Here is a 23548-nt window from a genome sequence, read left to right on the forward strand (position 1 = left end):
TTCGCGTGAAAATGCCATGGGACAGCAGAATTGAAAAAGTGCCACCCATGAAGTCCTAAAAGTCGTTAGGGGAGATTCAAGAACGCGACCGTTGAAGATGAACGAGTTGTGAAAGCTGAGTTGCGCCTATGGGATGCTTGTGAACTCAGGAATACGATCGTTAATCTGTGCTATGAAGCACTCGCCCGCATGTTTCATGCACGCGACGCCTGAAGAGGGCACCGGGCCTCTAAACATAAAGGCCGGCTCGATTTTAGGCCGCGTGCCCTCGCGCGGCACACGGTCGCGGATTCAAGCTCAGTATGAATGATCCGGGCTGGGAGTCGGGGCTCAAGGCACCTCGGCGTAATTCACGTAACCGATGAACATTTCTTCCCAGCTCTGCTCGCCAAAACGAACCAACGCGTTGGGATCGGGATTGAATCGATTCAGTGTCGAGTTATCGAAGCCGCCATCACAGACCAGGCGGGTGCCAGCGGGCACTTCCTTCGGCACTGCCAGACGATACAATGCCTGCCAATCGAAAAAGTAGCGCGGCACATTGAGGAGCACCTCCTGCGTGCCATCCGGATAAACCAGGGAATAGCGAGCCCGAGAACCACGGTAATGCATGTGCGGACTCAGTTCGTAAATCACCGATTTCCGGGTAAAGGTGCGCGTAGCGCTGATGGGCGAATCCAGGGTTTGAGGCGGGATCGAGATCGCTGTGGTCGAAGCCGCCGTCGTGATCAACTCTGCCGGAGGCTTCGTTTTCGCGAGATAAAGCCCAAGTTGGGTTTGATCCACCACCGACTTTCCCGAAGTCGTATAATGCATCTGGAAGACGATCAGGTCGGACGAGCGAAGTAACTTGCCGGTGCCTTCCGGAAACGGCTTCTGCTCCATGCCCGGCACGTAGCCTGCAAAGAATCCCCCCAAACCACCCCTCAACGCGGCCACTTCGCTGAATCCGCCCTTAAACACCAGACAGTGATGAACCACCGAACGATCCCCCGGTTTCACCACCACCGCACTCAACCACACGTTGGTGGGGAACGGATTCCGCCCCAGCAGATATCGATAATCAACCACACCCTCGGCCGGAATGCTCTGCGGATCGATGCTCATGATCGCATCGGGCGCGCCCAGCGGCCAGTCACGCGCCTTTTCGTCCGGAGGAGGACGTTCCGCCAGCGGGTCACCCTGCCCGTCTTTCGGACATCCCGCGTCAATCCAGGCCACGAGCAGATCAACCGACTCCGGGTCCAAAGCCTTTTTATTGGACAAACTCGCGTAGGCTGGATCGGCATGCCACGGAGGCATGTCCCCGGCCAGCACGGAGGATTTGATCAGTTTGGAAAACTCCTTCAACACCGCGTGATTGGTCATCGACCAGGGCGCAATGTCCCCCGGTTGATGGCATGGCATGCACGACTTCAAGATCAAGGGGGCTACTTCACTCGAGTAACTCGGAACCGCCCGCGGCCGGAGCCCCGAGCCGACTCCCACCGTCGCCATCCGCGCCAAGGAAGCCTGACGCTTCCCCAAAAGTTCGCCGACCGCATCGGAGAAAGGTGTGGACCGGATGACCCGCCCCCCAACATCCACCTCATCCAAAATGGGTCCGCGATAAAACAGCGACCAGTCCAGAGTGGAAATCAAAGCTACCTCCGGCGCCTGGCCCGAACCCAGCGTGCGATGCACGGCGTGGGAAGCATCCTGCATCACCTTGATCGAGGAGGGAAAGGATCGGACCGACCCAGCCAGTGCGCCGCGCTCTTCGGCGGCCGTCGCGGAGAGAATCCACGTAGGAAAGGGAGTCTTACTGGATTGCTGAACGCGGAGGAGTTCCGTGAGATACGGCTGAACAGAAGCCACATCCCTGCCGGCCAAAACCACGGCCACGGCGGGGGAGAGACGCTGGTAGTAAAGTTCGTGAGCGGCCCCAGCGGTATCGATCAATCGAAAATTGCTCACTTCGACAGGCGGGGCTTCCAGCAGCCGTCGCAATCGAAAAAAACGCGATTCAAGCGTTCCGCAAAGCGCATCCACATAACCGCGGGGCGCGCTGGAACTTCGAAATTGCATCAACGTTTCCCACTCCGGCCCATCCGCCAGCCGGGCTCGCCCTTCTAAAATGTATGGGGCGTTCGCGTCCGCCGTGTTCAACCACAACTGAACCTTGTTGCCCAAAGGTGCCGCCCGGAGGGAATCCTCGCGATCCTCCGCCTCAAGACGAGTCAGTCCCAAGCATGCCAAAAGACCTGCCGCCGTTCCCAAACGGCGCAAAACAACGCGATACATCAAGAATTCCATAAAGCACGAAGAATTGAACTTCCCGACTAACTTGGGCATCAATTTAGTCGGGAGGTTGAACACGACAAGACCAACTTAGAACAAATCAGGTCGATGGGCAAACGCCGGATAGGGTTGCGTGGTTCAGACAGAAAGGTCGAGATCGGTAACGGCACCCAGAGATGCCGATTGCACGGCATGAGCGTATTTGGCCAACACACCCCGGCGATACCGTGGCGCCGGCTTCTTCCAGGCCTTCTTGCGCCTTGCCAACTCCCGGGCCGCCACCCCCAACGTCACTTTCCGCTTTTGGGCGTCGATTCGAATCGGGTCGCCATCCTTCACCATCGCCAAAGGCCCACCCACGTAGGCTTCAGGCGTCACATGACCGATCACAAAGCCGTGGCTGCCTCCCGAGAACCGTCCGTCCGTGATCAGCGCCACGTCTTTGCCCAATCCCCGGCCCATGATGGCGCCTGTAGGCCCCAACATTTCGCGCATTCCCGGACCTCCACGAGGTCCCTCGTACCGAATCACCACCACGTCGCCTTTCACCACTCGCCCGGCTAGGATCGCCTTCATCGCAAGCTCCTCGGAATCGAACACGCGAGCGCTCCCTTCAAAGTGCAAGCCTTCCTTGCCCGAAATCTTGGCCACCGCTCCCTCCGGCGCCAGATTTCCATAAAGCACCACCAGGTGGCTGTCCTTCTTGATCGGGCGATCCAGGGGCATCACGATCGTTTGCCCTTGAGGATACGGCTTCACCGGGGCCAGGTTTTCAGCGAGCGTTTTTCCCGTCACGGTCATGCAATCGCCGTGAAGCAAACCCGCTTCGAGGAGCATCTTCATTAACGGCTGAATGCCCCCGATCGCGACCAATTCCGCCATCATGTGCTTGCCGCTCGGCTTCAAATCGGCCAGCACCGGCACGCGCTTGCCCACGCGAGTGAAGTCGTCGATGGACAGCTTGACTTGAGCGGCATGCGCCATCGCCAGGAGATGCAACACCGCGTTGGTCGATCCCCCCAGGGCAATGACCACCGTGATCGCGTTTTCAAAGGCTTTCCGGGTCATGATGTCCCGGGGACGAATGCCCTTCTTCAGCATTTCCACCACTGCCGCACCCGCCCGTCGGCAATCGTCCTTTTTGGCGGGAGACACCGCCGCCTGAGCCGAACTGTTTGGCAAACTCATCCCCAGCGCCTCGATCGCGCTCGCCATGGTGTTGGCGGTGTACATGCCCCCGCACGATCCCGGTCCGGGAATGGCGCAGGACTCGACCTGATGCAATTCCTCGTCGCTGATCTTCCGGTTCGCGTGAGCCCCCACGGCTTCAAAGATGGAAACGATGTCGATATTCTTTCCGTTCAGGCATCCCGGCAGGATCGTGCCGCCATAAACGAAGATGGCCGGACGGTTCATGCGCGCGATGGCGATCAAGCAGCCCGGCATGTTCTTGTCGCATCCGCCAATGGCCACATATCCATCCAATCCCTCCCCTCCCACCACGGTTTCAACCGAATCGGCAATCACCTCCCGGGACACGAGCGAGTATTTCATCCCCTCCGTGCCCATCGATATGCCATCGGATACAGTGATAGTATTGAAAATGATGGCCTTGCCTCCGGCCGCGTTGGCGCCCGTTTCCGCCTCTCGCGCCAGTCCGTCAATATGCATGTTACAGGGAGTCACCATGCTCCAGGTCGAGGCGATGCCGATCATGGGCTTCTTGAAATCCTCGGGTTTGAATCCCACGGCGTAGAGCATGCCGCGGCTGGCAGCGCGGTCCGGACCATCCACGAGAATGCTCGAATGAGGACGCAGAGCGTCGGCCGCTGGACGGGATGATTTCGATTTCTTCATGTTGCGGGCGATGTTGCCCCGGCCCCCTCATCGAGACAAGCCGGCAATCTTCGTGGCGGGAGATTCCAGCGCATCCGCAAGTGGTCAGTGCAAGCAATAAACCTCCCGACTGACTTGATGCTCAAGTTGGTCGGGAGGAGGAAGTGTCGAGAGCGATGTTTTTTGCTCTGCACCAGCCACAGCCCTGCGGTTCAGATCCGAACTCAGTGGACCGTCCGCTCGGACTTCCGCCTTGACGCGGCCTTTTTCGCCTCAAGGAGGGACTCCAAACGAGCGCCACCTTGCCCGAAGATCCAGCAGGTTCTTCTTTGCGTTTTCGTCGGCGATGAGCGCGGTCCGCGGTACGGGACCAAGCTTTTCCGGGGGGAGAAGTTCCGTGCCCTTGTCGAGCGACATGCCTTCGGCATCCATGTCGGGGAACCAGTCGTGCTCCGTCCCGCCGGAGTTGGTTCGATGGAGCCGTCAATCAGGTCCATGACCTCGCCAGAAATAGAGCCTTGGGGATGGACGCCTTCCTCATTCGTGTCGGAGGGAGGTCATCTATGGGCAGAGATGATGCAGGCCATGCCCTTGGCGGACAATTGTCGAACTGTGAAAGCGCACTCTTGAAACGCGTCCTGGGACGTGAGAAAGGAGTTCAACGGTTGTGACCCACGGAACGTAGGGGATGGCTCCTTGCGTTTCTCCCGCTGAGCCTCGCACGCGTCGTTCAGAAATCGCATCCGCCCACTCGCTTGCTCACATCACGCTTCGACTATCCTTTGCCGGAGGAATGCATCGCCCAGCAACCTGTGTCCCGGCGGGAAGCGGCGCGGCTGCTCGCCGTCCACCGCCCCTCCCGTTCTCACGCGCATCGCAACTTCGCCAAACTGCCCGCCCTGCTCCGGCCCGGAGATCTCCTGGTCTTGAACGATTCCAAAGTCATCCCCGCCCGCCTGCACGCCTTCAAACCGAAAACCGGGGGAAAGATTGAACTCCTGCTCTGCCGGGAAAATCAGACCAACGACTGGTGGACCCTGCTCCGACCAGCCAAACGACTCAAGCCCGGGGATCGATTTGAACTGCTCGATCGATCGGGACAGACAGCGGGCATCACCGCCGAGGTCATCGAAAAAAGCCAGGAAGGGCATGTCCGGGTCGGCTTCCAATGCATCCATAACATCGTGAATCAACTGGAAACCTTGGGCGAAGTGCCACTGCCGCCGTATATCCGGCGGGATGAGCAAGGCCCGTGCGCTCAGGATCTCGACCGGTACCAAACCGTCTATGCCGCCCAGGCCGGTTCTCTGGCGGCGCCCACTGCAGGATTGCATTACACGCCCCAGATCCTTGAGGCATTGCGCCAACGAGGCGTCGGCCTCGCCTTCGTCACGCTCCACGTCGGGTTGGGGACATTCGCACCGGTGAAGACGGAACATCTCGAAGACCATGTCATGCACGAGGAACACTTCGAAGTCCCCGCCGCAACCGCCGAGGCCCTTCGCCTCGCCCAATCCGAGAACCGCCGGGTCGTCGCGGCCGGCACCACCTCGCTGCGAGTCCTGGAATCCGAGGCCGCGCAACATGGCGGAGCCTGGAGCGCGCGCCGCGGATCAACACGCTTGTTCCTCCATCCTCCCGCCCCGTTCCAAGTGGTCGGCGCACTGCAAACCAATTTCCACCTGCCCCAATCGACGTTGCTGATGCTGGTCAGTGCGTTCGCCTCGCCCGAACGGGAAGACGGTATCGACTGGATGCTGAATCTCTACCGGGAAGCGGTGAACAACGGTTACCGTTTCTTCAGTTACGGCGACACGATGCTCATCGAGTAAACCGCGGCCAACCCGGACCGAGAACCCACGAAGAACCTCGAGCCGGTTTGGATTCCTGCCTCCTCACCTCGAAGAGGTTGATCCTTCCCCCACCCCGCCGCTTCGGCAGAGCGTTTGGACCGCTGCCAGAGCCGCCGCCGTCCGCGTCTCTACACCTAACTTCACGTAAATATGACTCAGATGAATCTTCACCGTCTTGTCACTCATGCCCAAAATGACGGCAACCTCGGCGTTCGACTTGCCTTGGGCCACCCATAACATCACATCCGCTTCTCGGGGCGTCAGCCCGAGTCCTTCAAGCGGTCCGGCCGACGAAAAATCAGGGCCGGGTTCGAGGCGTCCGGCGGTGGACACGGCCCGTGTCAACCGGGCGCGGATCGCCGCCAGCAATTCCTCGCAGGTCACGGGTTTGCAAAGATAATCATCAGCCCCGAGGTTCATTCCATGGCGGAGGTCCTCCCGCTCACCGCGCGCCGTGAGGAAAACGAAAGGAATCGAAGCCGTCGCGGGATCCGACCGCAATGTCTGCAACACCTCGAACCCATTCCCGTGCGGCATGGAAATGTCACACAAGATCAAATCGGGATGCTCGGAGGACAGCACCGCCAATCCCTCTCTGCCGTTGGAGGCCACCACCACGCGATACCCCTCCAACTCCAGGAGTGTCGCGAAGTTCTCGCGAGTGTCCGCGTCGTCTTCAATCAGGAGCAGCGTGGTCATGGACTAGGTGGAACCTGGGAAATCCGGCGTTGGGGAAGTCACAACACTCTGCCGCACCTCGCCACTGCGAAGGGGCAACCGCAACTGCACGACCGTTCCCTCGCCGACGCGGCTCCTTAATGAGACGCTGCCCCCCAACCCCTCGACGCAACGCTGCACAATGACCAAGCCCAGTCCCGTCCCCGGGATTCCATCGCTGTTGCTGCCGCGATAGAAGCCCGCGAACAGCCGGGATTGATCCCCCTCGGGTATGCCCCGGCCCACATCCGACACCTCCACCTCGAAAGAGGCACCGGAGGTGCGCAGGGCAAGGCTCACCGGCGATCCCGGCGGACTGTATTTAACCGCGTTGTTCAGAAGATTGGTCAGGGCCTGACAGAACAGACTCTCGTCCAAGCCGGCTTCGAACTCAGGCGGATCCGACTCGAGCTCGATGGGGCATCGCGCCTCGGTGGCGGACAGCACATCCGCGACGCAGCGACGCGCCAGCTTGACCGGGGACAGCAGGGCGAGGCGGGGACGCACGTTCTGGTGGTCGAAGCGCGCGAGCAGGAGCACCTGCTCCATCAGTTCGTCCATGCGACGCACGGCCCGGCGCACGGATTGCAATTGAGCCATACGCTTCTCGGCAGACAGCCGGTCGTGATAACGATCCAGCAAGTCGCTCGACGTTTGGATCACACCGAGCGGTGTGCGAAATTCATGACTGACCATGGAGACAAAATTGCTCTTCAACCGCACCAACTCGCGCTCCTGCCCGAGCGCAACCCTCGCTTCCCCCTCCGCCTTCAACCGGGCTTCAACCTCCTGGTGCAGTTCGCGATTCGCCGCCGCCAGAGCGCGAGTCCGATGCCGGACCTGATGCCTCAACGCGATGATCCAGGCGCCGGCCAGAAGGCAAAAACCTAGCGCGGTTTTCAGGAACACCTGCACGGACTCCGGTTTCATGAGTGGCGCGGGCTCGATGATCCGGATTTCCCGGTGGTCTTGGATAAAAATAGAAAGCTCTCCATCGGACACTTGGCGGGGGCGGGCATCGAGGATGCAGACCCCCGCCACCTCAACCCTGCTGCCAAGGGGAAAGAGTCCCAGAGCGTCAGCCCCCGCCTCCAAATGAACATTCACGATTCCCGTGTCCGCCCGAAGAATGATGGCTTCGTAATGCCGTCCTCCGTGAATATGCTTCTCGTGGTTCTCGACTCTTCCCGCGAGCCGAACGCGGCGACCTTCCAAGTCTTCCGTCACGTGGCGTGATCCCAGCACGTCGATGGGCGGGGCAAGAGGGGATCGTCCGAGCGGACGGATCTTGGCCTGATGCAATTCGGGAATGAATTTTCCCGCGCGAGGGTTCCCGGTGACTTCCACCTGATCGCCGGGATTGAACCGGTTTGTGGTGTTGATGAAGACGGCGGCCGCTCCGGTTTCATCCTCCAGAAACACTTTGTTGGTGTGCATATGGTACTGCACCACTCCCACCAATCGCGCGGGCGTCAGGGTAAGGCCATGGGTCATGAGCTCCCGGGCCATGGTGCGCTCCGCCTCCGACGCCGTCTTGCTGTTCCGAATCTCGAGCGGACGCGCCAGCAAGGTTTCGAGCACGGAAGTCGTGTTGGTGTGACCGTGCCGGTCATAAAAACTGGCGGTGCTCACGACGAAGGTTTGCACGTCCGGCACGATCAGACTCAATCCCGTGAATTGGTTGTTCGCATTCGTCCTTGCGCGCCCCACCCCAAGCATCGACACCATCCGTCCCACCATGTCCTCCGCCGCCGGAGCCGCGTTCGTCGACATGAGCACAAATGGAAAATGCCGCTTGCTCACCGCCACTTCCCCTTCGATTCGATTTTCGACGGCTTGAGCCTGTCGAATCACTCCCCAGACACGCATCCACTGGCAATCCAGCGAGGCGTTGAGCATTTCCCGGGCGTCCGGATACATGGGCTGGAGACGAGAGCCCGCCCCGAGGATTTGCAACGATTGAGCGCGAATTTCGGGAGAAAAGGAAGTGTCCGTCACCCCGGCGACCCGCACGCGTTGCCTCAAGGAAAACCTCGTTTCACCGCTGGCCGCCGCGGCGCCCCGCACGCGAATGCCGCCCGTGAGGTCCTGCAAAGAGAGCGCGTCGTCCCGGGGGCCATACACGGTGACCAGCCCCTCCAATTCGACCGGATGCCCGCGCCGCGCCTCCTCGAGAGTCAGCGCCAACACCTCCCGGGCGGAGCGCAACGATTCTGCCTGGCCGTGTTCGATCATCATCGAGGCACACACGATCGCCAACCAGCGTTGCCCTCTGCGCGCGCCGCATTCCACAGATCAATCCTGGAGGCATAAGGGCATGGAAACTCAAGCAGGATGTTGGACCGTTTACACCATCAAGCCAAGATCCGTCTTTCCGAAGAGCTCAAGATTGGAATAAAGATTCAGAAAAACCGAGGGTAGATCGGCTTCGGCGACTCCGAGCCAGCGTGCCAATGTCGCACCCAACTGCTCGGTGGACGTCGACGGAATGAGCGTGCCGCGCGTTCCCGAATCATCCGGCCCTCGGAGGCTCAAGTTCGGAAATGTTCCGTGAACGCGTCCGCCCAGCACCGCCCCGCCGAGCAGGAGTTGATGATTACCCCAGCCATGGTCACTGCCGGATCCGCTGGGTTGGAGAGAGCGTCCGAAGTCGGATGAGGTGAAAGAGGTGACTTGATTTTCCACCCCCATCTCGTCCTTCAACGCCTTGTAAAAGGCGGCCAATCCTTCAGAGACTTGGCGAAGCAAATCCCAATGCTGCCAGCTTTGCGTGCCGTGGGTGTCGAATCCGCCGAGCGAGCAGAAAAAGACCTACCGCTTCACTCCGGTTACTCCGCGGAGTTTGATGAGTTTGGCCACTTGCCTGAGTTGATCGCTCAGCATGCCGCCGGGAAAAGGAGTGGTGACGGTGGCGGATCCGCCTTTCAGCAAAGCGTTCAAGTCAAGCGCGTCCTGGCGCACCTTATTCGCGGCCTGCACCAGCGCGAGGCTACTGTCGAACTGCAGAACCTGCTGCATGCCGGTCCGCCGCGCGATCCCGGCACTCGCCGGCCAAAGCCCCAACCCGCTCGGATCGAGGTCGAACCCGGGCAGCAGGCTGGCGGATTGAACCACGTTTCCGGTGCAAAAGAGCGCGGGTCCGGCGGTGGAGACCGCGGCGGGAAAAGTCGTTCCGCCGTTGAGCGGATGGACGGCATCGGCCGCGCGGGCACCCCATCCTGTTCCCGCCGAGGTCGAAGGCACACCCGCCTGCATTTGCTGGATCTGGTCGGAATGGGAGAAAAGATTCGTGGGAACCGGCGAGAGATGGTTGAGGAACTCATGCCGCGTTACCGGGCGCACCAGCATGCCCACGTTGGCCAGCACGGCCAGCTTGCCCTGGCTCCAAAGCGGATGAATCGCGGCCAACCCGGGATTGAATCCATAAGGTGTCCCCTGCGGGGTTTCGACCGGGAGCAGCGCCCCGTTGCCATCGGGCAACGCCAGGGATCCTCGCGCGGCGCGATAAGCGTCGAACGAACCTTGTTCCAAAGGAACCACCGTATTGTGTCCGTCATTGCCGCCCACCAGGAAGACGCAGACCAGGGCTTTGTAATCCGGCGGACTGGCCTGCGAGAGGGCGTTCATCCAGCCAAACCTTGAAAGCATGGTCATGGCACCCAGCGATTTCAGGAGGGCACGGCGGGAGATGGGATGAGAATGCATAATCAGGTGATTGTTGAATCCGGCTAATATTGGACCGCGAATTGTCCACTCAGGGCGGTAAGGTAGAGCACGGTCTCGATGCGTGTGCGCGCGTCGTAGCCGGGCGTGGCGGCGTCGATCAGAACCTGTTTCATGCCGGCGGGCATGCGTCCGCGCAACAATCGTTGGTTCGCCAACTCGACCAAACCCGGCATGTCATTCCCGAACGGCTGGTAAGGGGAAAGGTCGATGCTGAAGTCCCCGGCTCCAGAGTTGAGAATGTAGTGAAAGAGATTGCCGCGGAGCACCGATTCCGTCGGGGTGTAGATCTGAAACTCCGGCCCGAACAGCGGACTCCTCGGCACGCGATGCAACGGCGAAAACCAGCTGAAAACCGACGGAGGATTCAATGGGGATTGCGCCATGTAAGCGAACAGATAGGTGAGCTGCTGGTGGGGATTGAACTGGCCGTTGAGAGCGCGCAAAAACCCGCTCACCTGAAGCAGCGGCTCCTTCAACCGGCCGAAATCGGAGGGTGGCGACTCCGGCCGGGCCTCCTCGTCCAGCAGGATCGCTCTCACCACTTCCCTCAAGTTTCCGCCGGTGTTCTGGAAAACCTGAGCCACCCGCGTCACGTAGGCACCGCTCGGATTGCTCGCCACCAAACTGCGAATCAGGCGCAGCGAGATGAAAGGCGCCGTGTTCGGATGATTCATCAGCAACGTGAGAACACTCTTCAAGTCCTGCTCCACGGTCTGACCCGCCGGGATGACTTCACCGAGCACCGTTTTTGAACCGGTGGCATGAAGCGCAGGACGCGTTTCCATCGGTGCCCCGTGGTATTCGTGGTTCTGGCTGAAGGCGATTCCTCCCGGAGGTGTGGCATAGGTCCATCCCGTCAATGCCAGGGAAAGCTGAGCCACGTCCTCCTGGGTGTAAGTGGAAACAGGAGATCCGCCAGGTCCGAGGTCCTGCGTGCCATCAGGCTTCAGTTTCCAGAGTCCAATCGTAAACAACTGGAGCAATTCGCGAGCGAAATTCTCGTTGGCGCCGCCTCCGATCCCGGGCTTGGTGGAGTTCGCCAAATCGAGGTACTTGCCCATCGAAGAACTGCGGGTCACATCGCGCAGCAAGTCCTTGTAATTTCCGAACGCGTGCAAGCTGAGCGCTCGCATCCACGGCAGCATGGCATCCGCGTAAACCTGCTTGTTGGCCGACACCACGAGGATCTGGCTCAGGGCATAAATCACCCTCTGGCGCAGCTGGTCGGGCGCGGCCGTGTAATGATGCAAGATCCATTGTTGCAGCGCTCCCACCGAGTTGCCTGAAGGCGTGGGGATGGTCGAGGCTGGCAGGGAAAACTGCCAATCCAAGTGCCCGGGGATGCCCAGGGACTGCACCTGGGCAATCGACGTGTCATGGGGGCCAAAGGAGGATTGCTCGAGATAGCGCGCCACGGCGAGCGAGGGCAGGGCGGAAGGGGGCGCCACAAGCTGAACCGTCGCTTCGCCATAAGCACTCGGGTGTGCCGCGGACGACGCGCGCACCTTCAGTTGGGCCGGCGACGGAAGCAGTGCCGGTGCCATGTAGTTTCCAAGGGCATCGATCACCCCGTTGACGCTGCCCCCGACCACGGACCACACCACGGCGGTGTTGGCACTGCCGGTAACCGTGGCCGCAAAGGACTGGGTTTGCCCCAAGAGAACCGTGGCTGATCCTGGAGACACGCTTACCGTAACCGAAGCCGCCTGCACAGCGGCGTTGACCGAGTTTCCTTTGACAGCACCTGGGCCTGGGTGGCGCACCGCAAACGCGATGGTTCCCGCACTCGATGCCATGCCGGTGGCCGTCAATCGGGTCTTGGAGACATAGGTCGTCGGCAAATCCATGCCGTTGGCCGTGACCACGGAATCCGCCGCGAAATTGTTTCCGTTCAGACTGATCGAGAAGCTGCCGGTTTGAAGGCTCGAGGGCGAAATACTCCACAACCAAGGATAGGGCCTCGTGACGGTGAGCGAGGTTGATGCTGTGGTGGCAGGAAACGCGGTACTGCGCGCCGTGATGGTCAGCACGCTGTTCATGGGCGCTGCGGAGGGAGCTCGATAGAGTCCGGAAGCGGAGATCGTTCCCAAAGTCACATCCCCGCCGGGGATGCCATTGACAAGCCATTCGACGTTATTGGGGGTGATGGGAACATAAGCTCCAAAGGACTTGGTGCCTCCGATCTCCACCGTCGAGTTCCGTGGCCAAAGATCAATGGCCCCATAAACTTGAGCCTGGCTGGCAAAGGTCCCTCCCCAGGCGAGGAGGATCGTGGCCAACGCGACGAGCCCGCGAGCCGTGGGAACGATGAGTCGGGAGGGGTATTTGGATTTCATGTCGCTCGAGTTGTGTGCTTCCTTTCCCCCATCGAATCACAATGCGGCAAATGGCACCATAGGCCGAAAGGACTACCCCGCACTCATCGGACCTGTTCCGCGGAAGAGGCAGGTTAGGAGCAGCAGAAGTCATCGACGACGCCGTCGCCGATGGCGCGACCCAAGCGATGCTCGAACCGTGGGTGGTAATCCGGGCCTGAGGAGAATCAAAGCCCGTTACGGGACCAGAACAGGATGATCCCTCGGTCCTTCTCTGGTTTCAGCGAATCTCAAACGAAATCTCGTTGCGGCCAGGAACGGAGTTACGATCGACCTTCTCAAAAACATCCACTTCAAAAGCCTTTCCCACATTGTTCCCCGCGAGATCCTCAAGAATCGACGGAACCCGAATCACCCCGCACCCGGCCAACCAAGGTTGATCGGGAATCCACCGCCATTCGGACTCCAACGCATGCAATTCCGCTCGTCCGGCGATTTCCGCATTCCCCGCCCTCCGGATGGATAGCAGCCTTCCGGCCAAACCGAAGTCGAGAGGTTCGCCAAATCGCACCACAAGCGGATCCCTCGTTCCGGCTCGAGGGGTCGCGAGGCGCCACGTCAATGGGTCGATTGGAGTGCGATCCGGGGGGGCCACCCGGAACGTCTTCAAGGCCGGAGCAGCCAGCGGCCGTCCTTGCGCGTCGGGCCACTTCGAATCGATGCGCAGACTGTAACGCCGCCCCGCCTTGATGGCAGGCCCCACCTCTTCCAACGGTTTCACGCCGCGCTTGATCCGGCCCGGATCGATGAAGAGCGTCAGCCGCGTCTGCGCGGCATCCCACAGTTCCTCGTCGATTTCCAAGAAGGGGATCTCCACCGTTTTCCCCCATTCGTCGCGGAGTTCGATAAAATCATAAATGTGTCCGCGGGACATGGAACCCGAGAACACGAGGTAAAACTTCAGCAGGTTCTCGGGCAAAACCTCGGAACTCGGATAAATCGAAAGCACGCGCGTCGGCGGTCCCTCAGGGTGATTCGGAATGGATAGGGTCGCCCTGACGGGGAGCAGATCCCCGGCGCGAAAGACCGCCTCATACCGGAGCCCCGGTTCGAGCGCGTAGTCAGGTTCGAAGCGCAAATAAGCCTTTTCGGGTGCAAAATCGAACCGCCCTCCCATCGCCGGCACATCCAACGCCTTCAGGAGGTCTTTGGGAACCACCCGAACGGAAAGCCACCGTTCCGGCTCGATCCCCTGGTCCCTCTCCGACTTCAAACGCGCCCACATCTCTGCCCCAAGCCCCGATACTTCCACCCGGTAGTTGGACGGAGAACCAGGCAGGGGCTGCCAGGTTAGCACAGGCTTGTCCTCTGCCCACAACACGGTCGCGATGGACAGTCCCGTCCAAAGAACAAGCAGACGCTTCACGATTCCCCTCAGGCAAACGTTCAAAGCGAATACGACTGGTTGATCAACCAAGCCGCGCGCCCAGGGATCATGGCGTCCCGTGCCAACAGGGCGCCGTGCCCCGGATCGATGAATAGCCATCACGTCGGCTCAGGGCAGCGGCAAAGAATCCAGATCAAGCGCTCCCCCCTCAGCCTTCCGCAAGACCAAGGCCTGAGAAGCGTCGAAACGATCGAGTTGATCGACCCCCTTCCATGCCTCGATGGTTTCATAGGCCAGTCCCTGCTTGTCGGCCACACGACTCGTGATGCTCTCCGATTTCGCGATGTCCGTAGTGTCGATTTTCATGATTCCGCGGCTGGAATTGGCCAGCAGCAAGTAATCTTTGCCCCCCTTGTGGTAGGCAATCATGTCGAGCGGACGGTTGCGGTTGCCCAACTCCGCGATGGTCTTGCCGCGAATCTTCGCCCCTGGCTGAAGTTCCTTCAGCGGGAATTGCACCAAGGGCGTGCAAGTGTAGGCGGCCAGCAGGTGGTCCTCGCCCTCGACCTTGAACTGCACAAACGTGCGAATGGGGGATCGCGTCTCGAACGCTCCGTGAGCGCCATGGTAGATTTCCACAGATGTTCCTTTGCCCGCCGTTTGGAATGGAAAAGGCAAGGCCCGCAGCGTTGAAGCGAATTCCTCGTTCGAAAGGCCCGCCACCACCACCCGTCCATCCACAAAGGCCAGGTCCGTGATCGACTCGAGCCGGGGATTGCTCTGACGCTGACCCTGTCCAACCATGGCATCCGCCGGAGGATTCGGCAGAGTCGCGCGCGAATGTTTCACATTCTCGAGCGAAACGGCCTCGATGCGTCCCTCGTGATGAACCCTGACCAGCACCGCCGAAGCCTCTGGTCCGCGCCCCCGGGAAACCGCGACGTACACCTTTCGCGAAATGGGATTCACCGCCAGATCGTTGATCAGAACTTGTTCGGCCTCCGTCCCGAGCAAACCGGCGATTTTCTGATTCAGCCCTTTGACGTGGACCTGGGCTGATGCAGGAGCAGGCACACGGTCCTGGGTGTCCAGTGCCACAAGGGCGGCAGATTTGGCGTCCGCCATCAGGAGCACCCCGTCAGGCCCGAAGGCCAATGGCCCGATGCTCTTGAGTTCGACTTTGCCCGAAACCATGCCTTCCGTCCAAGAGGCACCCACCGCGGCAATAGCCAGGAAGCTCCCGGCCAGCAATGAGAAGTACTTTTTCATAGAATCAACTGGAATTGGATCCAGAGCTGCGGAGGACCCCGAACCAGGAGTCAGGCGGTTCCGGATTGAAAAGCAGCATCCGCTTCCAACCGAAACCGTCAAGCCTGGGATCCAGGAGTCCTCAAGAATTCTCGCGAAAATAGCCGCTCAGCCAGAACTTCCTGTCTCATGACCTCCAACAAACAGCGGCTGGACTGCCTCTAAAGTGGCCCCCACCATTCTCGTTTCGCCTGGGTATCGAAATCCCATTGAAACCCGCGCCTCTTTTTCGCAACGTCTGGCATGTCCTTTCCCCACGGAACCGATGCCGGACTTGACTCCGTCAAAGCAACCCCGCTTGGGGACAGGTTTGCCTGGAATCGACGCGCTTTCCTGCACGCGGCGGGATGGGCGTCCCTGGGTGGCCTGGGAGTTTCCAGTCTTTCAGCCCAGCAAACCGGCCCTTCCGCCCGCCGACCCCGGCCTTGCCTGACGCCCGGCTCGATCGGAGTCGAGGGGAAGCAAATGGAGGTCATGGAAATGGCGGTTCGCCACGGTTTCGAGGCTGTCGAGCCGTTCCCCGGTTTCCTGGCAGGCAAGAAGTCGGATTTGGGAGAGGTGCGTCAGGTCATGAAACGCCACGGCTTGACCTGGGGTGCGTCTGGGCTTTCCGTGGATTTCCGCAAAGACGACAACGTCTTCAGGCAAGGGATGAAGGGACTCCCGCGGTTGGCGCAAGCCCTCCAGGAATTCGAAGCCACTCGAGTCGGCACCTGGATATCCCCCAGCCACGCCACCCTGCCCTACCTCCAGAATTTCAAACTCCACGCCACCCGGCTCCGGGAAATCGCCAGCCTTCTGAAAGATCACGGCCTCCGCCTCGGCCTCGAGTATGTGGGAACCCACACGTTGCTGGTCCGTCAGCGTTATCCATTCGTTCACACCCTGGCGGAAACCCAGGATTTGATCGGTGAAATCGGCACGGGCAACGTCGGTGTGGTGCTCGACACGTGGCACTGGTGGCAGGCGGAGGACACTCCAGCCGACATCGAATCACTCAAGGCCGAGGATATCGTCTCGGTCGATTTGAATGACGCGCCGGCCGGAATTGAGAAGCGATCCCAACTCGACCATCAACGCGAATTGCCCGGCGCCACCGGCGTCATCGACGTGGCGCCCTTCCTGAGGGCGCTCGCCAAAATCGGATACGACGGCCCGGTTCGACCAGAGCCCTTCAACAAGGTTCTCAACGCCCTCCCCAACGAATCCGCGCTGGAAGCCACCGCTCGGGCGATGAAGAAAACCCTGGCTCTCGCGGGCTCATTCTGACGTGACCTTGCTGCCCGTCCTACGTCCGTTTCTGTTTCCCCTCTGCCTGGCCGCCTTCGTGGGCTCGGCGATGGCTCAACCCTCCTGGTTTGGACGCTGGGGCGGGCTGGACCTCAAAGACCTGATCGTGCCGCTCATTCAGGTGATCACCTTTGGCATGGGCACGACATTGAGCCCCGCGGACTTCACCAGGATTTTGAAGCAGCCTGGGCCCATTCTGATCGGTTTCGTGCTCCAGTTTAGCGCGATGCCTCTCGTCGGTTATGCCATCGCCACGGGGATGGCTTTCGAGCCTGAAGTCGCCGCAGGAATCGTTCTCATCGGTTCCGTGTCCGGAGGCGTGGCTTCCAACCTCATTACTTATCTGGCCGGTGGGAATGTGGCTTTGTCCGTCACCATGACGGCCTGTTCAACCCTGGCCGCGCCCTTTGCCACGCCCGCATTGATGAAATTGCTCGCGGGCCGCCTGGTTCCCATCGACGCCTCCGGCATGATGGTCGAGATCTGCAACATGATCCTGGTTCCCATCGTGACCGGCCTGGCCGCCCACGAAATGCTTTACGGACGCCGCGCGATTTGGAAGAGCGGTTCGACTCTCGCAACTGTTACTGCCCTCGCCGTCGGACTCGCCGCCGCCTCGGGTTCGCTTCCCGTGCCCCTGGCGCTGCGCAAAGGGTTGATCATTGGCTTTCTCCTCCTCGGCCTGGTCGCTCTGACCAAGTGGATCGTGGAAATCATCCTGAAACGGGAGGGGAACTGGATGGACGCGGCACTCAGTTTCTTTTCCATGCTTGGCATTTGCATCATCGTGGCCATCATCACCGCGCGTTCGCGCGACAAGTTGATCGAAGTGGGACCCAAGTTGCTTCTCGCCGTCATTCTGCACAATGCCATCGGATTTTGGCTGGGCTACGGCGGCGCCCGCCTGGCGCGACTGGATGAACGTACCGCTCGGACCGTCTCCATCGAAGTCGGCATGCAGAATGGCGGCATGGCTTCCGCACTGGCCATGGGCGTCATGAACAGCCCGGCCGCCGCCCTGGCCGCCGCCATCTTTGGACCTTACATGAATGTCTCCGGCGCTTTGTTGGCCACTTGGTGGAAACGCAACCCGCCAAAAGATCTCCCACCGGAATCCTCAACTCCGTCGCGATGAAGAAAACCAAGCGTCCCACCGCCGCTAAAACGCGCTCGACCCGCCCACGCCGTCAAACCCCGGCCCGAAAACCGGCCCGGCCAAAGCGTCGAATTCCGGTCGCCCCCAAACCAACCCAGTCAGGACCCATCCCCGCCATTCTCCTTGAAGGCGATGACTGGCCATGGGCGATTCCGGCTGAAAATCCCGTCCCTCAAGCCGCTGAAATCGAGGCGCCGGTCGTCACAGACCCCCCCTCCCTCTCCTCCGTCTCACTCCAGCTTGCCTCTGATGTTTCAGAAGATTCCGATCCCCCAGCCCCAGCCGCCTCCCCCTCCGATGTGAGCGCCTTGGCGCCAGTCGATGCTTTACCGCCTTCCCCCGCCCCCGAGCCTTTGAGGATCGAAGTCGCGCCAGAGTTGGGCTCCACCCTCTGGCTCGCCGCGGTTGAACCCCGCAAACTCCACGCGAGTTGGACCCTTGACCCGGCCGGCTCAAAGCAGGCGGAAGTCTCCGCGATCTTCCTGCATGTTTGGCGCTTTTCCCCCGGAACCGAATTCGACACCCTCGTGGAAGTCTCTGGATCCGCCTCGCACCAATTCATCGAGGTGCCTTTCGCGGACTCAGATTATCGGGCCGAACTGGGCTGCTTTGAAGCCTCCGGCATTTGGCGGCCAATGGCCCTTTCGGACCCCGTCCGAACATTTCGTTCCCCGGTCCAAGAAGACCCTCCCTCGGAGTTGGAACGTCTTGCGGCACCAGGATTGCCCGATTCGTCATCACCCTGCACCGAGACGGTGGTGCCCCCTTCAGAACCTCCGGCACTGCCCCACCCCCGATCGCAAGATCCTGTCGAAAACCCGATCACGACGGACGGAGATGCCGCCACGCCTCAGCCTTCTTCTCTCCCCAGCAGCGGAACAATCGGCAACGCAGTGCACCAGCACGCTTCAAGTCCTTCGCCAAGCAGCCTTAGCCTCCAGGAAGAATCGAGCCCGGAATCGCCTCGATCCTTCTGGTTCCGCACCGAGGTTGAGTTGGTCGTGTACGGCGCGACCGAACCGGGAGCCAGCCTCGATCTCGCGGGAATGCATATTCCTCTCCGGCCCGATGGCACCTTTACCGCTCGCCTGGCCTTTCCCGATGGACAACACCATCTGCCTGTCCGAGCCACTTCACCCGATGGCAAAGACACCCGCCTCATTCAGTTCGAACTGCAACGTCAAACACGATGAGGCTTGAATCATGCCGCTCTGAACTCTACCCGCGCTTGAACGCTGGCCACCCCATGAAAACTCCGGTTTCAACGAGCCGTTTACGTTGTGAGTCCTTCGTCCGGGTCATGGCCGCAATCTTTCTGTCGATCGCGTCCAACCACCCACCGGCGACCCATGGAGCCTTGCCGTCGACGATGCTGCCCCCGGGCACCCTCATCCACGCCGATCTTGAGTATGCCCGCGTCGAGAACACTTCGTTGAAGTTGGACCTCTACTGTCCTCCTCGCGGCAAGGAGCGGCCGCCGCTCTTGGTCTGGATCCACGGTGGCGCATGGCAATCGGGCAGCAAGGAGGAACCCAGCCCCGCCCTCAAGCTCTTGCCGCAGGGATACGCCGTGGCCCATGTGCAATACCGCCTCAGTTCCCAGGCCCTATGGCCCGCTCAAATGGAGGACTGCGCCGCTGCCATCGGCTATCTACGCGAGCGCGGCCGGGAGTTTCATTTTGACGAGCAACGCATCGCGGTCTGGGGATCCAGTGCCGGAGGTCACTTAGCCGCGATGTTGGGCGCACGCACTGCCCTGGCCCTGAGCGCCGATCCGCAAGCCCCCTTCAAACCCGGCTGGACCGGAGTCCAAGCCGTGGTGGATTGGTTCGGGCCGACCGACTTTTTGCAGATGGACAAAGCCGGCAGCAGCATCCGTCACAACGCGGCGGATTCTCCGGAGTCCAGGCTCATCGGCGGTGCCATTCCAGACCACCCCGACCGCACCGCCCAGGCCAATCCGATCCATCACCTCTCGCGGCGCAAACCGGGCACCGTGCCGCCTTTTCTCATCATGCATGGCACGAAGGACAACCTGGTTCCCTTTCATCAAAGCGAGTTGTTGCGCGACGCGCTGCGCGGCGAAGAGCTGACGTTTGTGCCTGTGCCCGAGGCTGGACATGGTTTTCAAGGAGATGAACCGTTGGAAACGGTTCGTGGGTTCCTGGCCCGAACGCTGCTGGACCCCAATCGCTGGCCTTCGCGTAGCCGGGGAGCCGCACGCCCTTACGGAATCTTCTCGAAGTCCAACTTGGCGGCTTGGTGCATCGTTCCCTTTGACGCGCGCAAGCGGGGGCCGGAAGAGCGGGCGGCCATGCTCGAGAATCTGGGATTTCGACTTTTCGCCTATGACTACAGGGCGGAACACATTCCGACTTTCGATCAAGAGCTCGAATCCTGTGCCCGCCGCGGCGTGAAGCTTTCAGCGTGGTGGTTTCCCGGTGCGTTGAACGAGGAGGCGCGAACCATTCTAAACGCCCTCTCCAGACATGGCACGAGAGCCCAGCTCTGGATCACGGGAGGGGGCAGTCCGGCCCGCAACGAGGAGGACCAGCGCCGAAGAGTCGGGGACGAAGCCCGCCGAATCGAGCCGATCGCCAAGGCTGCCGCCGAGATGGGCTGCACGATTGGGCTCTACAATCACGGAGGCTGGTTTGGGGAACCAGAAAACCAAATCGCCATCATCGAACACTTGGCGTCTCGAGGCGTGGCCAATGTGGGGATTGTTTACAACCAACACCACGGCCACGACCATCTCGACCGCTTCGAAAGCATGCTGGCGAAAATGAAACCCCACCTCATCGCGCTCAACCTCAACGGCATGGATGACCGGGGAGACCGCATGGGACGCAAGATCCTTCCCCTGGGCCAGGGCGCTCGCGATCTGGAAATGCTCCGAATCATCGAGCGCAGCGGCTGGCGCGGCCCGATTGGCCTTCTCAATCACACCGATGAGGATGCCGAAGCCAGGCTCTTGGACAACCTCGAAGGTTTGGAATGGCTGACCGGAATCGCGGCCGGACGGGATCGGCCCAAGCCCGTTCCCAGGTCCTGGAAGCCTGCTTCAAATTGAGCTCCCCCGTCGGGCGGTCGATGGAGGCCCCTCGATCTCGATGTGTTCAGGTTCAAGTATCGCGGCATGCAGCCGTTCCGGATCGCTGCTCATTCCCTTGCGCTATTTCTCCTTGAGCTCGATCTCGCCCTTCCAGGCTTCCGACGGAGGTTCCTCGAGATAGTCTTCCACGTATTTCATGAGGAACTTTGCGGGTCCATCCTCGGGTCTCGCTTCCAGTAACTTCAGAAGGGAATCGCGCGCCTCCGCGAACCGGCGCTCCGTAAAGGCCACTCGCGCCTGCTCATACAGAAGTCGCCACAACTCGGTGTCTTTCTCCTTCCCCGCCTCATCGATCAATTCGTACACATCCACCGCGCGCTTCTCGAAGCCCTTCAATCGAAACCGCCCCGCGTAGCGCGTGACGAACTTGCCCCTTACTTTGCTTTCGATGTCCCCGGTGAGCAGCACGTCCGTCCCCAGGAATTTGTTCAAGCCCTCCATGCGGGAGGCCAGATTGATGTTCTCGCCAAACATCGTGTAGTCCACCCGGCGGCGGCCACCGAAATTCCCCACGTCGGCCAGCCCGCTATGGAGCCCGATGCGCGTGCGCACATCGAGCCCTGGAAACCGGGATTTCACGGCCTCCAGCGCGGACCGCTCGTTGCGAAGCTTCAGCGCCCCCCGGCAGGCAAGCTCATGATGATTGGCCTGGGCCTCGGGCGCGTTCCACACTGCGAAAATGGCGTCCCCGATAAACTTCACCACCGTGCCGTCGGTCGGGTCCAGACAGTTCTCCAGAGCCTTGTCGAAGTAGCTGTTCATCAAGTCCGCCAGCTCATTGGAAGGCATGCCCTCGGAAAACGTGGTGAAATTCGCGATGTCGCTGAAGAGCACACTGACTTCCTGCTTGTGCGCGCCAGGCTTCAACATCGATCGCTCCCCCGACTTGGCGATCTGGGCTGCCCGCTTGGGGGAGACATACATCGCCACCGACTGTTCCATCAGACGCTTTTGCACGTAGAGCGTGACGGAATTGTAAACCAGGGACCAAAAAAGCGCCGCGGGAATCTGAATCTTCACGATCACCATCCAGGGAAACCACATCTGAATGCGGGTAAATGTCAGGTAGGCCAGCGCGGCGACACCCACCGCCGCCACCAAGGCCACAAAGGTGGCGGCCAGCGGACGCATCCCCGCCAGAAAGATCCCAAGCGCCATTCCCATCAAAACAATCAGCGCCCCCTCGTAGATTTTCGGCATCCGCGAAATCCAATCGCCACGCAGCAAGTTGAGATACTGCGTGGCGTGAATCTCCACTCCCGGCATGAACTTGCTAATAGGACTCCAGTAAGAGAATGGGCTGATATACTCGTCTTTTCGCTGGCCTGGCCTGAAGGTCACGATGCGCTCCCCTACGAAAACCACTTTGCCCGTAAAGAACCCCGGAGGCACTTGGTCCGGCACGTCCTGAATCACCTTGTAAAAGCTGACGAAGGGCACGTGACCGGGAAATCCATAAAAATTGATGTAGCGCCGTTCCTGCGCCGCAGTTGCCCCACGAACGGAGCTGATTCTCATGACCTTGGCCATGGCCCAACTCAAACTATAAACCCCCTCGGTGTCCGCGCCGGGAAACAATTCCCTCACGAAAAGATCGTCATCCGGCTGCATCTCCGATAAACCCAGCTGCTCGATCTGGTCAAAAAACCCATCGTTGGGAGGCTTGACGGTTCGCAGTTTTTTCCCCGGTTCCGGAGTGGTCCAATCCGCCGCGATCACGTAGTTGGTAAATCCCTTCAAGCCTCGAGCAAAGTCTTCATCGATGGACGCATCCCGGCTCGAGTCAGAAAACACAATATCGAACACCACCCCCGCCGCTCGCTCCTCCATCAGCCGTTTCATCAGCTGCGTGAAAAACTCCCGCTTCCAGGGTTCGAGATACGGCTGCTTCAGACTCTCGAAGGAAGTATCGTCGAGATAGACAACCACGACCTCTTCCTGGGAAAGCGGAATCGTCCCCCGCATGGGAAACAGCAGATCGTAGCTTTCGCGGACCGTGGCCAGCCCAAAGCTGTTCGGGAGAAAAAAAAGTCCAGGATCCAAATGAATCACCCCCAGGATGGTCGCCAATAATGCTCCGACGAGTCCGCTCAGGCCGTGACGGCCCAACTTCTTGACGAGGCGCCGGCCCGCCGCCCGAGCTTGCTCGCTCAGCAACTCCGACTCCCGATGGGGACTGGAATCCGCCATAAATCCGGGTTCCGGGCTAGGAAATCTCCTTTCCCTTTTTCGGCGCGGCGGCGGAATTCTTGATCGCCCACTGTTCGCCGAGGAAAAGCGTCATGAAAATCAAGTAGATCCCGAAGGCACCCCAAGCGGCCCCCTTCGCCAGCATCATCCTATTCGCGCCCGCCAAAAAACAGCCCAAGGCCATGAAGACCCACACCACGGAGTGCCCCCACCGAAGCATCCAACCGCGAAAAGGATCGCGCGGCGGCAGCGCCAAAGAGGGGCGTCAAGGGTGGCACATGCCTCGTTCAATGATGCTGATGGTCGCCGCCCGCGCCCGCCACCTTCACCTCGGGATTCGATCGCAGGTAACCCTCCACGTCCTTCGTCACGACC

At 60.4% G+C, this 23548-nt stretch carries 16 protein-coding genes; 5 read left to right on the top strand and 11 right to left on the bottom strand.

The genetic code is table 11. The features are described 5' to 3' along the window. Nucleotides 1-330: 330 nt before the first annotated feature. Nucleotides 331-2295, bottom strand: a complete 1965-nt coding sequence (locus tag FJ404_15195) for a hypothetical protein (protein MBM3824208.1) — start codon at nt 2293-2295, stop codon at nt 331-333. A gap of 123 nt (nt 2296-2418) precedes the next feature. Continuing rightward, nucleotides 2419-4137 (bottom strand): dihydroxy-acid dehydratase, encoded by a 1719-nt coding sequence (gene ilvD, locus FJ404_15200; protein ID MBM3824209.1) that lies wholly within the window; start codon nt 4135-4137, stop codon nt 2419-2421. Nucleotides 4138-4871: 734 nt separating this feature from the next. Here ilvD and queA point away from each other — a divergent pair. Beyond that, entirely contained in the window at nt 4872-5948 is a 1077-nt protein-coding gene (gene queA / locus FJ404_15205; GenBank protein ID MBM3824210.1) for a tRNA preQ1(34) S-adenosylmethionine ribosyltransferase-isomerase QueA, read from the top strand. A gap of 63 nt (nt 5949-6011) precedes the next feature. Here the strand turns inward: queA and FJ404_15210 are convergent, their stop codons facing one another. From FJ404_15210 to FJ404_15240, 7 genes are all read right to left on the bottom strand, one after another. Then, a complete protein-coding gene (locus tag FJ404_15210; GenBank protein MBM3824211.1) occupies nt 6012-6668 on the bottom strand; it encodes a response regulator transcription factor in 657 nt (218 codons plus the stop codon). Between the two features lie 3 nt (nt 6669-6671). Next, the gene (locus FJ404_15215) at nt 6672-8936 is read right to left on the bottom strand and encodes a HAMP domain-containing histidine kinase (protein MBM3824212.1); all 2265 of its coding nucleotides are present in this window, start codon (nt 8934-8936) and stop codon (nt 6672-6674) included. Between the two features lie 96 nt (nt 8937-9032). Continuing rightward, nucleotides 9033-9434 (bottom strand): DUF1501 domain-containing protein, encoded by a 402-nt coding sequence (locus FJ404_15220; GenBank protein ID MBM3824213.1) that lies wholly within the window; start codon nt 9432-9434, stop codon nt 9033-9035. 63 nt (nt 9435-9497) lie between these two features. Further along, on the bottom strand, nt 9498-10391 hold the full coding sequence (locus tag FJ404_15225) for a DUF1501 domain-containing protein (GenBank protein MBM3824214.1): 894 nt from the start codon (nt 10389-10391) through the stop codon (nt 9498-9500). Nucleotides 10392-10414: 23 nt separating this feature from the next. Then, nucleotides 10415-12748, bottom strand: coding sequence for a DUF1800 domain-containing protein (locus tag FJ404_15230; protein MBM3824215.1), 2334 nt, complete (start codon nt 12746-12748; stop codon nt 10415-10417). A 259-nt stretch (nt 12749-13007) separates the two neighbouring features. Then, nucleotides 13008-14153, bottom strand: a complete 1146-nt coding sequence (locus FJ404_15235) for a hypothetical protein (protein ID MBM3824216.1) — start codon at nt 14151-14153, stop codon at nt 13008-13010. 129 nt (nt 14154-14282) lie between these two features. Next, on the bottom strand, nt 14283-15383 hold the full coding sequence (locus FJ404_15240) for a hypothetical protein (GenBank protein ID MBM3824217.1): 1101 nt from the start codon (nt 15381-15383) through the stop codon (nt 14283-14285). A gap of 282 nt (nt 15384-15665) precedes the next feature. Between FJ404_15240 and FJ404_15245 the strand changes: the two genes are divergently transcribed. Genes FJ404_15245 through FJ404_15260 form a run of 4 tightly spaced genes read left to right on the top strand, consistent with a single transcriptional unit; the run spans nt 15666 to nt 20941 of the window. Then, nucleotides 15666-16691, top strand: coding sequence for a sugar phosphate isomerase/epimerase (locus FJ404_15245; protein MBM3824218.1), 1026 nt, complete (start codon nt 15666-15668; stop codon nt 16689-16691). Nucleotide 16692: 1 nt separating this feature from the next. Further along, a complete protein-coding gene (locus FJ404_15250; protein MBM3824219.1) occupies nt 16693-17847 on the top strand; it encodes a bile acid:sodium symporter family protein in 1155 nt (384 codons plus the stop codon). Next, nucleotides 17844-19061 (top strand): DUF4912 domain-containing protein, encoded by a 1218-nt coding sequence (locus tag FJ404_15255; GenBank protein MBM3824220.1) that lies wholly within the window; start codon nt 17844-17846, stop codon nt 19059-19061. The genes FJ404_15250 and FJ404_15255 overlap by 4 nt, the downstream gene beginning before the upstream one ends. Next, nucleotides 19058-20941, top strand: coding sequence for a hypothetical protein (locus FJ404_15260; protein ID MBM3824221.1), 1884 nt, complete (start codon nt 19058-19060; stop codon nt 20939-20941). Before FJ404_15255 ends, FJ404_15260 begins: the two co-directional genes overlap by 4 nt. A gap of 102 nt (nt 20942-21043) precedes the next feature. Here FJ404_15260 and FJ404_15265 read toward each other — a convergent pair whose 3' ends face one another. Both FJ404_15265 and FJ404_15270 read right to left on the bottom strand, forming a co-directional pair. Next, nucleotides 21044-23173, bottom strand: coding sequence for an adenylate/guanylate cyclase domain-containing protein (locus FJ404_15265; protein ID MBM3824222.1), 2130 nt, complete (start codon nt 23171-23173; stop codon nt 21044-21046). Nucleotides 23174-23189: 16 nt separating this feature from the next. Beyond that, entirely contained in the window at nt 23190-23393 is a 204-nt protein-coding gene (locus tag FJ404_15270) for a hypothetical protein (protein ID MBM3824223.1), read from the bottom strand. Nucleotides 23394-23548: the final 155 nt, after the last annotated feature.

The organism is Verrucomicrobiota bacterium (genome assembly GCA_016871495.1).
In the GTDB taxonomy this organism is placed as follows: domain Bacteria; phylum Verrucomicrobiota; class Verrucomicrobiia; order Limisphaerales; family VHDF01; genus VHDF01.